This is a genomic window from Catenulispora acidiphila DSM 44928, from assembly GCF_000024025.1.
Classification (GTDB): Bacteria; Actinomycetota; Actinomycetes; order Streptomycetales; family Catenulisporaceae; genus Catenulispora; species Catenulispora acidiphila.
The window spans coordinates 5,809,816-5,824,191 of the sequence record NC_013131.1; the positions used below are offsets into that span (position 1 = coordinate 5,809,816).

Consider the following 14,376-nt stretch of genomic DNA (forward strand, 5'->3'; position numbering starts at 1 on the left):
CAGCCAGCCCTGATCGTCGAACGCGCTCAGAGCCCTGCGAAGAGGTCGCTCTCGAGGTCCGGCGCGGCGTGGTCTTCCGGCTCGTCCACCGCCAGGTCCGGTCGGCAGTAGGCGAGGTGGTAGTACTCCTCGCCGGATATCAGCCGGCCGACGTTGTTCGACAGGGCGAAGAACGCGCCCTGGACGGTCATCTGGGTCCGGTGCGCGCTCAGTGCGGCGCTCTTCGCCGCGAGGTGGTCGGAAGCGTCGATCACGCAGGTCGCGAAGCTGTCGTCGGTCACGCTGATCGCCGATTCGTCGAGCAGGAACGGAGTTTGTTCCTCGGCTCGCAGCGCCTTGGTGCTGAAGCGGGCCGCGCTGCGCGGGTGGCAGTTCCAGTAGATCTTCGCGACGGCGTGGGGCAGGCGGGCGTTTTGGGAGGCGTCCGCCTGGCCTGCCTGCCCCGCCAACTGTGCGGCGCGCATGGCGACGCGGTGGGCCTGGATGTGGTCGGGGTGGCCGTAGCCTCCGTCGGGACCGTAGGTGACCAAGACCTGGGGTCGCAGCTCCCTGATGATGTGGGCAAGCGAGCGCGCCGCTTCCTCGACGTCGGCGCGCCAGAAGGACCGGGGATGATCGTTGCTCGGGGAGCCCATCATTCCCGAGTCCCGGTAACGGTTCTGCTCGTTCAGGATCCGGTGGTCGGTGACGCCGAGGGCGGCCATCGCGGCGTCGAGTTCGCCCGCCCGGTGGTCGGCGAGACGGTCCTCATACGCGGCGCCGAGGTGCGCCAGCTCCGGCACCACGACGTCGCCTTCCTCGCCGAGGGTGCAGGTCACGAGGGTGACGTTCACGCCGGCGGCGGCGTAGCGGGCCATAGTGGCGCCGTTGTCGATGGACTCGTCGTCGGGGTGGGCGTGGACGAGCAGCAGGGAGCGCGGTTCGGATCCCGAGTCAGCCATGGCGGGACTCAGCCTCCTGCGAAGCCTCCCGCACGCTGCGCGGACGCATGTCCGTCCAGACGGCTTCGATGTGAGCGAGGCAGTCCTCGCGCGTGCCCGAGAACCCCTCGACCCGCCAACCGGCCGGCGGCAGCGCCTCGGCGGGCCAGAGCGAGTACTGGTCCTCGTCGTTCACCACGACCTGGGTCGCGTTCATGAGTCCTCCTTCGAGGCGAGGAGACGGTCCGCCTCCTCGTCGGTGAGAGCGGCGAGTTCGGCGGTGGCGATGTCCTCCACGGCGGCGGCGAGATCGCGCAGACGCGGGTGGGCAAGCAGGGTGCGGATCGGGACGCGGATGTCCGTGGCGGCCTGGATGCGCGCCGCGACGCGCATCGCCATCAGCGAGTGGCCGCCGAGGTGGAAGAAGTGGTCGCCTGCCCGGAGCCCTTCGACGCCGAGCACCTCGGACCAGACCTCGGCGACGAGTTGTTCGGCGTCGGTGAGGGGACTGGTGTCGGGGTGCGCGTCGGCGTCGGCTCCGGTATCGGCGTCGGCGTCTCGGAGCTCCGGTGCCAGGGCGGCGAGCGCCGCGCGGTCCACCTTGCCGGAGACGGTGAGCGGGAGCCGCTCGACGGTGACGATGCGGCCGGGGATCAGGTGGGGCGGCAGGGTTTCGGCGAGGTGGACGCGGAGCGCGTCGGCGGAAACGGCAGCCGTGCCGCCGGTGAGCCCGACGACAAAGGCGACCAGGGCATCGTCGCGCACGATCACCGCCGCGCCGCCGACCAGCGGGTGACTCAGGATCCGGTGTTCCACCTCGCCGGGCTCGACGCGGAAGCCGCGCACCTTCACCTGGTCGTCGAGGCGGCCGAGGAACTCCAGCTGTCCGTCGTCGCGCCAGCGGGCCAGGTCGCCGCTGTGGTAGCGGCGTGCGCCGGGTGCGCCGTGGGGGTCCGGGGTGAAGCGTTCGGCGGTGAGCTCCGGTCTGCCGAGGTAGCCCCGAGCCACGCCGCTGCCGCCGATCACCAGCTCGCCGACGGCGCCCGGCGGTACCGGCTGCCCGGCGCGGTCGAGGATCTGGACGCTCGTCGCGGCGATCGGACGGCCGATGGGAGGTCGGCGGTCGGTGCCACCGGTGAGGTCTGCGGCGGTGGCGATGATGGTCGTCTCGGTCGGGCCGTAGGTGTTGACCAGCCGGACGCGGTCGCCGAACTTCTCGCGCCAGCGTGCGACGGCGCTCGCGTGCACCTGCTCCCCGCCGAGGATCACCAGGCGCAGCGCGTCCGGCCAGGCGATGTCGTCGATGACGTCGACGAGCTGATGCCAGTGCGCCGTGGGCAGGTCCAGGACGGTGACGTCCGGCGCGGCGGCGAGAAAGTCCGGCAGCGAGGCGCCGCCGTCGGGCAGCAGCCGCACCTGTGCTCCGGCGACGAGCGCGGGGTAGATCTCCTCGGCGTGGGTGTCGAAGCTCAGCGAGGCGAACTGCACGACCACATCGTCCGCGCCGAGTTCGTACTCGTCCACCATCCACCGGACCCGGGCCGCCAGGTTGGCGTGGGTGACCGTCACGCCCTTGGGGACGCCGGTCGAGCCGGAGGTGTAGATGATGTAGGCGGGCGCGGTTCGGACTTCGGGGCGCGCCGTTTGAGGTGTCTCAGAATTCTGAGTCAGGCTTTGGGTCAGGTCGACGTCGGTGAGCACTACCGAAGCACCGGAGTCCGTGGTCATCAGATCCCGGCGTTGCTGCGGGTACTCCGGATCGAGCGGCAGGTACGCGGCGCCGGCGTGCCACGCCGCCAACAGCGCGACGATCATGTCAGTAGATCGCGGCAAGCAGACCCCGACCGTCTCGGCTCCGGCTATCGCTGCCGCTAGCCGATCGGCGCGCTCCCCCAGCTCCGCGTAGGTGAGGACGTCGGTGCCGCAGGAGACGGCGACCGCCTCGGGGGCGCGGCGGATCGTCGCGGCGATCAGCTCCGGGACCAGCGGTCCGCGGTCCGGAGCGGCTGACGCGTGCTTGTCGAGGAACCGCTGATCGGCGGCTGTGAGCATCGGCAGCGCCGAGATCGGGCGGTTCGGGTCGTCCGCGATGCCGGTCAGGACCAGGACCAGGCGTTCGGCGAGGCCGGCGACGGTCGTCTCGTCGAAGAGCTCTGTGTCGTAGTCGAGCAGGAGCGAGAGGCCTTCGTCGTCGCGCCAGGCCTCGAGCATCAGGTCGAACTTCGCCTGCCGGTATCCGGCGTCGAACGGTGCCAGGGCCAGGTCGGCGAAGCGGTCGGCGACGGCGTCCTCGTCCTGGCTGTGCAGGATGGCCATGGTCTGGAACAGCGGGGTGCGGCTCGGGTCGCGGTCGACGGCGAGCGCGCTGAGCAGTTCCTCGAACGGGACGTCCTGGTGTCCGAGGGCGTCCAGCACCGTGGTGCGGGTCCGGGCCAGCAGGTCGTCGAAGCGCGGGTCGCCGGACAGGTCGCCGCGCAGGACCAGGGTTCGGGTGAAGTAGCCGACGACGCGTTCGAGTTCGACGGCGTCGCGCCCGGCGGCCGGTGTGCCGACCAGGATGTCGTCCTGACCGCTGTGCCGGGCGAGCAGGATCTGGTAGGCGGCGAGCAGGACCATGAACGGCGTCGCGCCGTGCTGCCGGCCGAGGCGCTCCAGGCGCTCGGTCAGCTCGGCGGGAACGCGGAAGGGGTGGATGCCGCCGCTGTGCCGCGACAGCGCCGGGCGCGGGTGGTCGGTCGGGAGGTCGAGCACTGTCGGCTCGGCGAGCTGCGCGCGCCAGTATTCGAGGTCTGCGGTGCGGTCGCGGTTCCAGTATGCGGGGTCGATGTCGGCGTAGCGGACGAGGTCGGTGTCGTAGTTCTGGTCGAACGGCGAGCCTTGGCCGGCGCGGCGGGCGGCGTAGAGCGCCGCGAAGTCGTCGCGCAGGATGTTCAGCGACCATCCGTCGCCGGCGATGTGGTGCAGGACGAGGCAGAAGACGTGGTCGCCGTCGGCGAGCCGGATCAGGGCGGCGCGCAGGGGTGGGGCTGTGGTCAGGTCGAACGGCGCGTTGACGCGGTCGGCGACGAGGCGGCGGGCGTGGGGTTCGGCGCTGCCGGAGGCGTCGGACAGATCGATCCGCTCGACGTCCACGATGCCCGGCGGCTCGACCACGGCGATGGGTACGCCGTCCTGGTCGGGATATCTGGTCCGAAGCGTCTCGTGGCGCGCCACCAGGTCATCGAGCGCACTACGGAAATCATCAGCATCGAGAGGTCCGCGCAGCCGCCATACGTTGTACATGTTGTATGCGGCGCTGTCGGGTTCGAGCCTGTGCAGGAACCATAGGCGCTGTTGCGCCGGAGACAGCTGCGGCTCGCTCGCCTGGCTCCCGAACTGGCCCGACGCGCTCTCACTGTTCTGCCGTCGCTCCATGACGGCCGCTAGACCACTGACCGTCGGATTCGCGAACAGGTCGCCGATCGGCAGCCGATCCAGGCGCGCGACCGCCTTCGCCGCCAGCAGCGAGTGCCCGCCGAGGGCGAAGAAGTCATCATTGACGCCGAGCGGTCCGTGTCCGAGGACGTCGGTGAAGACGTCGGCGACGCGGCGCTGTGCTGGCGTGCGCGGAGCCGAGCCGCGCGCCCGAGGCTGCTCCGGTCGCACGGCCGGGAGCGCGCGCCGGTCGATCTTTCCGTTGGGCGTCAGGGGCAGGGCATCGATGGCGACCACCAACGCGGGGACCATCGCCGCCGGAAGCGCAGCGGCGGCGTGCGCGATCAGATCATCGGCATCCCCGATGTCCCCAACGACATACGCCACCAGCAGCTCATCGCGCACGACAACAGCAGCGCCCCGCACGTTGGGATGCGAGTCCAACACCGCTTCGATCTCGCCGAGTTCGATGCGGTGCCCGCGCAGTTTCACCTGGTCGTCGGTCCGCCCGAGGAACTCGATCGCCCCGCCGGCGCGCCGACGTACCCGGTCGCCGGTGTGGTAGAGCCGGGAACCCGGAGGGCCGAACGGGTCGGGCTGGAACTTCTCGGCGGTGAGCCCGGGCCGTCCGAGGTACCCGATCGCGACCCCTTCGCCGGCGACGCACAGCTCACCCGGCACGCCGATCGGCACCGGTTCCAGGTGCTCGTCGAGGACGTACAGCTGCGTACCGGCGATCGGGCCGCCGATCAGCACCTCGTCCGGATCCTGCGGTACCTCCCACCACGAGGACCAGATGGTCGTCTCGGTCGGTCCGTACATGTTCACCAGCCGCCGTACTCGGCTGCGCAGGTCGCGGGCAAGCTGCGGCGGCAGCGCCTCGCCACCGACCAGCACATCGATGTCCCCGCCGGCGAACCCGGACTCCAGCAGCAGCCGCCAGCCCGACGGCGTGGCCTGGACATCGGTCACGCCAGCGCGCTCGATCAACGCGACCAGCGCGGCTCCGTCCCGCGCAACGCCGTCCGGGACCAGCACGAGGCGTCCGCCACCGGTGAGCGGCAGGAAGATCTCCAGCGCCGAGATGTCGAAGGACAGCGAGGTGAGCCCTAGCCAACTGCGCCCGCCCTGCACGCCAAGCAGCCCAGTCATGGCATCCAGAAACGCCGCCAACGCCCGATGCGGAACAGCAACCCCCTTGGGCCGACCAGTAGAGCCCGAGGTGTAGAGCACATAGGCGGGCGCCTCCAGGCCCGCGCTCCGCACCTCCACCGGCCGCGCGCCAGCCTCGGCATCCTCCAGCACCACAATCTCGTGCGCCCCAAACCGCCCAGCGAGCGCCCGCTCGGTAAGCAACACCGAGGCACCCGAGTCAGCAAGAATCAAGGCAGTACGCTCAGCCGGAAACTCCGGATCCAGCGGCAAATACGCAGCACCAAGCCGCCACACAGCAAGCAGCGCCGCAACCAGATCAGGACTACGCCGCAACGAAACAGCAACCAACCCCCGCCGCTCCCCCAACAACGCCGCAATCTCATCGGCCCGCACCATCAGCTGCGCATAAGTCAGGTCACCATCGACGCCACTCACCGCGACAGCATCCGGAGTCCGAGCCGCCTGAGCAGCGATCGCCTCGCCGGGAGTGCGCCGCGGCTGCGCGGCGGCACCCGCGACAAGGTGCACAGAGGTCGCCTCGCCCTCAGCACCGCTCACCGCATTGGCATTCGGAATCCCAGCTGCCTGGGCATCGACCGCCTCGCCGGGAGTGCGACGCGGCTGCTCGGCGGCACCCGCGACAAGGTGCGCAGAGGTCGCCTGGCCCTCAGCACCACTCACCGCATCGGCATCTGGGGTCTGGGCTGCTTCGGCGGCGATCATCTCGCCGGGAGTGCGACGCGGCTGCGCGACAGCAGAGTCCCGCCCCGTGCCCTCGTTCAACCGGTGCAACGACTCGGCACCCGCGCCGAGGTGCGCTGAGGTCAACTCACCCTCGCCGGGAGTGCGCCGCAGCTGAGTGGTGGCAGAGTCCTGTCCTGCGCCCTCGTTCAGCTGCTGCGGCGCCTCCGCACGTGCGACAGACTGCGCAGAGGTCGGCTCGCCCTCAGCACCGCTCACCGCATCGGCGTCTGAGATCTGGGCTGCTTCCGAGTCGTGCCCCGTGTCCCCGTTCCACCGGTGCAGCACCTCGGTGCGCTCGGCGGCATCCATCAGCCTCAGTTCGCTGACGCGCGCACCCGGGCGCGTGGCCGCGTCCTCCAGCAGCGTTCGGTAGTGGGTGGTCATGCGGGTGATGGTTGGGCGGTCGAAGAGGTCGGTGTCGTAGGTGAGGACTGCGTTGGCGCTGTGGGGGCCTTGGTAGATGTCGAGGCCTATGTCGGTCTTGGCGCCGCTGAGGCCTTGGTCGAAGATTTCGGCGTCGAGGTGGCCGAGGTGTGGCTTGGCTTCGGGTTGGCGGAGGAGCATGAACATTGCTTGGAACAGGGGGGTGCGGCTGCGGTCGCGGTCGATGCGTAGCTCGGCGAGGATGCGTTCCAGGGGGACTTCGGGGCCGCTGATGGCGCGCAGGGTGCTGCTTCGGGTGGCGCGTAGGAAGTCGCGGAAGGGGGGGTCGGCGCTGAGGTCGCCGCGGAGGACGACGGTGCCGGCGAAGTAGCCGACCACCTGTTCGGCGCGGACGTCGGCGCGGCCCAGGACCGGGGTGCCGACGCAGATGTCGCGTTGGCCGCTGTAGCGCGAGAGCAGGACCTGGTACGCGGCCAGCAGCACCATGAACAGGGTGCTGCGTTCGGCGCGCGCCAGTGCTTCGAGGCGCGCGACCAGGTCCGCCGGGAGTTCGAACACCAGTCGCTCGCCTCGGCCGGAGCGGATCGGTCGGCGTGGGCGGTCGGTCGGCAGTTCCAGGACCGGGGCTCCGGCCAGCCGCGTGGTCCAGGACTCCAGTGCTGCGGCGTCGGCCGACTGGCTGTGCCGGACGTGCTCCAGATAGGTCAGTTCCAGCGGCTTCAACGGCGAGGGCTCGCCGTCGACGAAGGCCGCATACAGCTCGGAGACCTCCCGCAGCAGCACCTCCAGCGACCAGCCGTCGCCGGCGATGTGGTGCAGCACCACGCCGAACACGTGGTCGTCGGCGGCCAGGCGGACCAGCGTGACCCGGAACACCGGGCCGCGTTCCAGGTCGAAGGGGCGGTCGGCGCGCTCGGCGACGAGTTTGCGAGCGTGCTCCGGGTCCGGCGCGGCGGACAGGTCGATCCGCTCCAGGTCCGGCCCGTGGTCGCCGATGGTCTGCGTCGGTCGTCCGTCCCGGTCGCCGAAGGTGGCACGCAGCATCGGATGCCGGTCGACCAGCTCCCTCAGGGCCCTGTCGAGAGCAGCAGTGTCCAGCGCGCCGCGAATCCGCAGCGTCGTGGGCATGTTGTAGGCGGTGTCCGCCGGATCGAGCCGGTAGAGGAACCACAGCCGTTCCTGCGCGGGCGACAGCGGCGCCGAGCGCTCCGGATCCTGCGGCGGCGCGGCGTCGGCGGCCGGCGCCGGCGCCGCACCCGACGCATGGAACTGCGCGACGAGCGCGGCCACCCCCGCGGAGGTCGGCTCGTCGAAGAACGCGTCCAAGGTCAGCGCGACCCGCAGCTCGGAGCGCACCCGCGCCATGATCTGCGTCGCCATGAGCGAGTGCCCGCCGACATCGAACAGACTGGCCTGCGGATCGAGGTCGTCGATCTCCAGGACCTCGCACCAGATGCGGTGGACCGCGGCAGCGAGCGCGTCCCCGGTGGCGATCCGATCGCCGGCGGCGTAACTCACCGCGTCACCGGCCCGCGTCCGGCACAGCGCGGCCGTTGAGATACGCGGTCAGCGTGTCCAGGTCGCGGAACCAGATCTCGTCGTCGAGGTCCAGGACCACCTCCAGCTCGCTCTCCACAACATCAATGAGCCGGACCAACGCCAAAGACCCGATCCCCAACGCGGCCAGCGTGCAGTCGGCGTCGAGGATCTGGTCGGCGGAGACCGCCCCGTCGCAGCACTCTGCGAGCGCACCCGCCAGCCACTCCCGCGACGCCGGTTCGGTGGTCACAGCAGGTCCTCCTTCAAAGCGGTGAGGAACGCCGCGGCATCGCGGCCGTTGATCAACCGGTGGTCGTACGCCAGACCGATCGCCGCGACAGTCCGCGTGGTCAGCGCGCCGGCCTCATCCAGGACAGGTTCGCGCTGCGGCGCAGTGACCGCGAGCGCGCACACCTGCCCCGGGAAGACGAACGGAATCGCCAGCGTGACGTCAGGATCGGTGTGCAGCGTGACCGTGAAGTTCGCACCGTCCAGATCCTCGGCCCGGAAGTTCCCCTCCACCGCCGCGAGCCGGAACCGCATGAGCTGCGAGGCGAGTTCCTTGACGCCGAGTTGCGCGGCGTCGCGAACGACGGGCACGTACAAACCCTCGCCAAGATCCATGGTGACGCCGATATGCGCGACATCAGCCAACCGCGCACGGTCGCCGTCGAGAGCGGCGAAGATCAGCGGGAAGCGGTCATGCAGCCCAGCGACCGCCCGCACAAAGATCTCCGTCAGCCCGACCGGCCGCTTCACCTCTTTGGAGAGGGCAGCAGCCTCAGCCAGCGAGCGACCGATATCCATCTTCATCGCCGTGTAGGCAGCCGGAATCGTCGCATGCGACTCGCTGACCGCGCGCCCGACAGCCTGCTGCACCCGCGACAGCGGCTGCGTCGGGACGGCGGCGGCGAGCTCGGCGATGTCGGTCCGCCGAACCACCTTGATCCCGAGCGCGACGACCCGCTCCTCCTTGATGCCCAGCTCCTCCATGAGCGTGCGCGCCGGACCGGTGATCACCACGTCGGAGGTACCCACAGCGCCGGAAACCCCTGCGCCGTCTGACTCCGGCAGCCGGACCGGCGCCGGTGCCTCCGCCGAAGGCGCCGTCTGCGACACCGTCGCGATCAGCTGCCCCGGCGTCACGGTCGACCCGACCGGAACCAGCTGACTGAGATACCCGGCCTCCTCCGCGGCCAACTCCTCGGCCGCCTTCGACGTCTCGACCGTCGCCACCGGGTCCCCGACCGCGATCGGCTTGCCGTGCTCGGCGATCCATTCGGTGAGCAGATACTCGGAATCGTTGTTGCTCAACTTCGGGACGCGGACCTCGGTCATCGCGGCACCTCCAGTACTTCCAGAACCCGTTGGTGGATCGCCGACGCGCCGGTCAGCACCTCGCGTTCGAGGTGCGGCGCCGTCGGAATGACGCTGTCGCGCGAGTGGATGAGCGTGACCGGATGGCGCAGCCGGTCCCAGAGCACTGAGTGCAGGCTGTGTGCGACCTCCGCGCCCCACGTCCCGCCGGACGTGCTCTCCTCGGCGACGAAAACCGAGCGCGCGCCGGTGCGCTCCACGACGGCCGGGTCGATCGCGAAGGGGTAGAGCCGGGACGGGATCAGCAGCATGCTGCTGACGTCCGCCTCGAACAGCAGCGACCGCATCGCCTCCAGCGCCCGGGACGCCATGCCGCCGGGAGCGATGAGCACGCAATCCGGCCGCTCGTCGAGGAACACCCGCACCACACCGTCGGCGATGTCCCACTGGAAGGGATCCACGTCCGGGAACATCGGCTGGGTGTATGTCACCTTGTCCTCGACGAACAGGCACGGCTCGCCGAGCGCCAGCATCTCCTGGAAGACCCCGAGGTTGTCATGGAACGGGGAGAGCTCGTAGACCGAGAGTCCCGGCACGCCCAGAAAATGCTTCATCGGGCTCTGGCTATGAGTGGGTCCATAGCCGCGTCCTCCGCCGCTCGGACAGCGCACGACCATGCGCATCGGCAGCCGCGAGCCGTACATCGACACCGACTTGCTGGCGAAGTTGACCAGCGGGTCGAAGGCGAGCGCGATGAAGTCCCCGAACATCACCTCGACGATCGCGGCATCGCCGCACAGCGCCAGACCGCTGGCGACCCCGGTGATCCCCGCCTCGCTGATCGGCGTCGACAGCACCTGGTCGGGGAAGCTGTCGGACAGTCCCCGGCTGACTTTGAAGGCGCCGCCGTAGGGATCGGCGATGTCCTCACCGAGCAGGTGCACGCCGGCGTCGGCAGCGAGCACGCCGTGCAGTGCGGCGTTCAGGTTCTCGACGACTCTCATCGATCAGCCCACCGTGACAGCGGACGACCGGACACGTCGGCGACAACTTGCTGAACGTATTCGCGCTGCGACCGGTCCAGCTGCTCGAACTGCTCCGGATGATCCTGCGCGTAGCGCGCGTACCAGTCGTGCGATCGCGCGTTCTGGATCTCCTGCGGCGAGCGGGTGTCGTCGCCCTTGCTGTGCGGACCGAGCCGATGGGTCGCGAACTCCACGACGAGCGGCGCGCCGGAGCGGACGAGGTCGATCTCGGGCGCGAGCGCGTCCCTGATCTCGCTCACGTCGAGTGAATCGACGCCGATGTGGCGGATACCGAACGCCGCGGCACGCCCGGCGATCGTCCCAGCGAGGTGGCGTGTGGTCGGCGTCGACTGCGCGATCCCGTTGTTCTCGACGACCACCAACAGCGGCAGCCGCCACAACGCAGCCAGGTTGAGCGCCTCGTAGACGGCGCCCTCGCCCCAGGTCCCGTCGCCGATGTAGGCGCACGCCAGCGCGCCCGGACTCGTACGCCGCAGGTGCAGCGCGGTCCCGGCGGCGATCGGCAGGCTCTGTCCCTGCACCCCGGTGGACAGGTAGCCGGCGCGGTGGATGTGCTGGCTGCCGCCGACGCCGTCGCAGATCGCGCCTTCCCGGCCCATGATCTCGGCGAGCAGGCCGTGCGGGTCGCGGTGGCGCGCGAGGTAGTGGCCGTGGCTGCGGTGGTTGCCGAAGACGAAGTCCTCCTCGCGAAGCAATCCGCTGACCGCCACCGGTATGTACTCCTGGCCCAGGCAGGTGTGGGTCGTGCCGTTGAGCTCCCCGCGGCTGAACAGCTCCAGGAGTTCGAGCTCGAAGTGGCGGATCAGCAGCAGGAGTTCGAGGTCTGCGTCAGACAGGCGGGACATGGCAGTCAGGCTGGTCGGGCTATGCGGATCGGTCGGGTCGGGCAAAAGGGTCTCAGCGAGCGTTGACGGCATCGAGCGCTCCGGCGATCGTCGGGTTGTCGAACAGGGCGTCGATCGAGATGTCGATGCCGAGGCGCGCCCGCATGCGGGCGGCGATCTGCGTGACGGTCAGCGAGTGGCCGTCCAGGTCGAACAGGTCGTCGTCGACTTCGACCCGGGCGACGCCCAGCACTTCCTGCCAGATCTCCCGGATCTGCTCGACGAGTTCGCCGTCGACTCCAGCGACCTCGCTAGGGCTGGCGCCAGCCGGTTCCGCAACGGGTTCGGCTTCGGCGACCGCGGGCTTCACGGTGAGAAGGTCGGCCAGCCGCGAATCAGGGTCCTGCACCACGCTGCGCAGCAGGGCGTCCAATTCATCGACGAACGGCTGGGCATGCTCGGCGGCGCGCGCCGAAAAGCGAAGGCTGCCCTGGAGAATGCGACCTGTGTCGACGATCTGCAGCTGCAAGTCCCCGCGAACCGCCCCGTTGAAGACCAGCCACTCGACACCCGCATCGATCTCGCCGGAGCGCTCTCGGAAACTCAGCGAGATCGGAGCCAGCGCGGCGTGCGGGGCGATCCGCGGAACCGCCCGAGCCAACGGCACCTCGCGGAACGGATAGATGTCCCGTAGCTCGGCACGCACACCAAGGGCGAAGTCCCGAAAGCTCAGGTCGTCGACGGGCTCGGAGGCCAGCGGCAGTTCGTTGACGAACGGCCCGATCAGGTCCGCGGTCTCCGGCGTCCGCGTCGACAGGTCGATCGCCGTGACCGGCCTGCTGTTCCCATAGGAGAACAGCAGCACGTGCAGTGCGGCAGCGGTCGCCTCGAAGACGGTCAGCCCGGGAACGTCGATCCTCGGCAGCTCGATGTCGATGACTTCGCCGTCTTCAGCGCGCCGGGAATTCAGCACACTGTTACGCACCACAACCGGCGCGGGACCCTGCCATCGCGTCTTCCAAAGCTCTCGCGCCCCGCCGAGCGCCGCCTCGACCCGAGTCCGTTCGGCATCGGCGTGTTCTGCGAAGCTGATCGGTAGCGGTCGAGGCTCGGTTTCGCCGCGCAGCGCAAGGAAATCGCGCACCAGCACGTCTTTGGAGAACCCGTCGAAGACCGTGTGGTGCGCGGTGACGACCAGATCCCGACCGAAGAGCACGAACCGGATCAGCGGTCCGTGGTCCAGGTCGAAGGGCTGGGCGATCTCGTCCTCGACACGTTCGCCCGCATCCGCGACCCGAAGCAACGGGGCGTTCTCCGCCGGTGCCAGGTAGGTGATCCCGTCGCGCTCCACCAAAGCTGTTGCCAGCAACGGATGCCGCTCGACGAGCGCCGCGCACGCCTTCGCGACCGTCCCGGCGTCGGCATCGCCGTCCAGATGGATCACCAACGGCATGTGATACGCGGTACCGCCGGACGCCAGCTGCGCCATCCGGATCCCGTGCTGTGCGAACGTCGCTTGCGTCATGTCGGCCATGTCGACTCCTTCAGCAGGGCGCGCTTGTCCACTTTGCCGCCGGCGTTGCGAGGCAGCGCCTCGGCCTCGACGATGACGCTGGGCACCTCGTGCGGGGCGAGCCGTTCCAACAAGAACTCCCGCAGCTGCTCGGCCGGGACCGGCTCGCGCGGCACTACCACGGCGGCCAGTGCCTTGCCCAGCGAGGGATGCGGCAGGCCGACGACGGCCGCCTCGAGCACATCAGGGTGCTCATAGAGCGCTTCTTCGACCCGAAGCGTGGAGACCTTGAAGGCTCCCGACTTCACCAGATCGCCGTCGCGGTCCACGAGGTAGAGGTAGCCGTCCGCATCGACATATCCGAGGTCTCCCATACGGATCCAGCCACTGTGGAACACCTCGCGGCTGGACTCGGCGTCGCCGTAGTACGTGCGGGAAACCGTCGGCGAGCGCAGCCACACCTCACCGACCTCATCCACCGGCGCGATCTGTCCGGCCTCGACCGGCGCCCCGGATCCGGACGCCGCGATCCGTACCGCGCCACCTGCCAGAGCACGCCCCACGCTTCCGGGCCGAGTCGGGTCGTACAGCATCACGGTCTGCGCCGGTGCCGCCTCGGTGGAGGTGTAGTAGTTCGCGATCGTCGCGTTCGGGAACGCCTTCACCAGCTTCCCGGCGACCGCGCCGGGCAACGGAGCCGCCGCCGATCCCAGCAGCACCACGCTGGACAGGTCGTACTTCTCCAGGCTCCCACCGGCGAGCAGTTCGACAGCCATCGCCGGGACGAGGAAGACCGTCCCGGCTGCGTATTCCTGGATCATCCGCGCGAAGCGAGCCGGAGTGAAGCGAGCCGGACTGAGCACGGCGAGCCGGGCGTCGAGGGCGTTGACGAGCATCACCTGACCGGCGTTCGTGCCGATCGGGAAGGCGTGCGCCAGGTGGCGGGAGTGCGCGAAGGGGCGCCGACGTCCGCCGCAGCCGTGCGTCAGGTTCGCGTGCGTCGCCGCGACGCCTTTGGGTCGGCCGGTCGTGCCTGAGGTGTAGAGGATCTGCGCCAGATCGCCGGGCCGGACCTCGATGTCCACCGGGCCCTGATCGTCTCCGGCAGCGGCTTCTTCGAGCTCTGACACGCTCGCCGACCAGCCGTCGAACGGAGCGGGCTGGCTGGCATCTTCATGGAGGAGACCGGAGGCGGCGCAGTCGGTCAGCAGCCGGGTGAGCTCGGCGGCGGGCGCCCGGGGCGGCAACGGTACCGCCACTCCGCCGGCCTTCTGCACGCCCAGGAAGCAGATCGCGTAGTCGATCCAGTTCCGGCTGCCGAACAGCAGTCCCACACGATCGCCGAGGCGGAGCCCGCGCCGTAGAACGGCGTGCGCGACCGCGTCCGAACGTGTCTCCCAGTCCCCGATCGTGAGCGAACCGACCCCGTCGACGATCAAGGCGAGACGCTCCGGTTCGGCGGCGGCTCGCGTGGCGAGAAGGTGCGGCAGGGTCGTCATCACGCGCACCTTGTCGCTGTC

9 protein-coding genes are annotated in these 14,376 nt (G+C 69.9%); all 9 read right to left on the minus strand.

The features are described from left to right. Positions 1-26 precede the first annotated feature (26 nt). The 9 genes from mshB to CACI_RS25085 are packed head-to-tail and all read right to left on the minus strand — an operon-like array spanning position 27 to position 14,355. Positions 27-941, minus strand: a complete 915-nt coding sequence (gene mshB / locus CACI_RS25045) for an N-acetyl-1-D-myo-inositol-2-amino-2-deoxy-alpha-D-glucopyranoside deacetylase (protein WP_015793652.1) — start codon at positions 939-941, stop codon at positions 27-29. Next, the gene (locus tag CACI_RS25050) at positions 934-1,137 is read right to left on the minus strand and encodes an MbtH family protein (protein WP_015793653.1); all 204 of its coding nucleotides are present in this window, start codon (positions 1,135-1,137) and stop codon (positions 934-936) included. Before CACI_RS25050 ends, mshB begins: the two co-directional genes overlap by 8 nt. Continuing rightward, a complete protein-coding gene (locus CACI_RS25055) occupies positions 1,134-8,135 on the minus strand; it encodes a non-ribosomal peptide synthetase (RefSeq protein WP_015793654.1) in 7,002 nt (2,333 codons plus the stop codon). Before CACI_RS25055 ends, CACI_RS25050 begins: the two co-directional genes overlap by 4 nt. A 4-nt stretch (positions 8,136-8,139) precedes the next feature. Continuing rightward, complete coding sequence (locus tag CACI_RS25060) at positions 8,140-8,406, minus strand: phosphopantetheine-binding protein (RefSeq protein WP_015793655.1); 267 nt, start codon at positions 8,404-8,406, stop codon at positions 8,140-8,142. Next, positions 8,403-9,494 carry a 2-oxo acid dehydrogenase subunit E2 gene (locus CACI_RS25065; RefSeq protein WP_015793656.1) on the minus strand — a complete coding sequence of 364 codons (1,092 nt, stop codon included), beginning with the start codon at positions 9,492-9,494 and terminating at the stop codon, positions 8,403-8,405. The genes CACI_RS25060 and CACI_RS25065 overlap by 4 nt, the downstream gene beginning before the upstream one ends. Then, a complete protein-coding gene (locus CACI_RS25070) occupies positions 9,491-10,477 on the minus strand; it encodes an alpha-ketoacid dehydrogenase subunit beta (protein ID WP_015793657.1) in 987 nt (328 codons plus the stop codon). Before CACI_RS25070 ends, CACI_RS25065 begins: the two co-directional genes overlap by 4 nt. Further along, on the minus strand, positions 10,474-11,364 hold the full coding sequence (locus CACI_RS25075; RefSeq protein ID WP_041540446.1) for a thiamine pyrophosphate-dependent dehydrogenase E1 component subunit alpha: 891 nt from the start codon (positions 11,362-11,364) through the stop codon (positions 10,474-10,476). Before CACI_RS25075 ends, CACI_RS25070 begins: the two co-directional genes overlap by 4 nt. A gap of 52 nt (positions 11,365-11,416) precedes the next feature. Then, positions 11,417-12,877, minus strand: coding sequence for a condensation domain-containing protein (locus CACI_RS25080; RefSeq protein ID WP_015793659.1), 1,461 nt, complete (start codon positions 12,875-12,877; stop codon positions 11,417-11,419). Continuing rightward, the gene (locus tag CACI_RS25085; RefSeq protein ID WP_015793660.1) at positions 12,865-14,355 is read right to left on the minus strand and encodes a class I adenylate-forming enzyme family protein; all 1,491 of its coding nucleotides are present in this window, start codon (positions 14,353-14,355) and stop codon (positions 12,865-12,867) included. The genes CACI_RS25080 and CACI_RS25085 overlap by 13 nt, the downstream gene beginning before the upstream one ends. Between the last annotated feature and the right edge of the window lie 21 nt (positions 14,356-14,376).

Coding starts and splice junctions, on each gene's coding strand:
- CACI_RS25075 (WP_041540446.1), bottom strand. CDS start 11,364: ATGTCCCGCCTGTCTGACGCAGACCTCGAACTCCTGCTGCTGATCCGC.
- CACI_RS25050 (WP_015793653.1), bottom strand. CDS start 1,137: ATGAACGCGACCCAGGTCGTGGTGAACGACGAGGACCAGTACTCGCTC.
- mshB (WP_015793652.1), bottom strand. CDS start 941: ATGGCTGACTCGGGATCCGAACCGCGCTCCCTGCTGCTCGTCCACGCC.
- CACI_RS25065 (WP_015793656.1), bottom strand. CDS start 9,494: ATGACCGAGGTCCGCGTCCCGAAGTTGAGCAACAACGATTCCGAGTAT.
- CACI_RS25080 (WP_015793659.1), bottom strand. CDS start 12,877: ATGGCCGACATGACGCAAGCGACGTTCGCACAGCACGGGATCCGGATG.
- CACI_RS25085 (WP_015793660.1), bottom strand. CDS start 14,355: ATGACGACCCTGCCGCACCTTCTCGCCACGCGAGCCGCCGCCGAACCG.
- CACI_RS25070 (WP_015793657.1), bottom strand. CDS start 10,477: ATGAGAGTCGTCGAGAACCTGAACGCCGCACTGCACGGCGTGCTCGCT.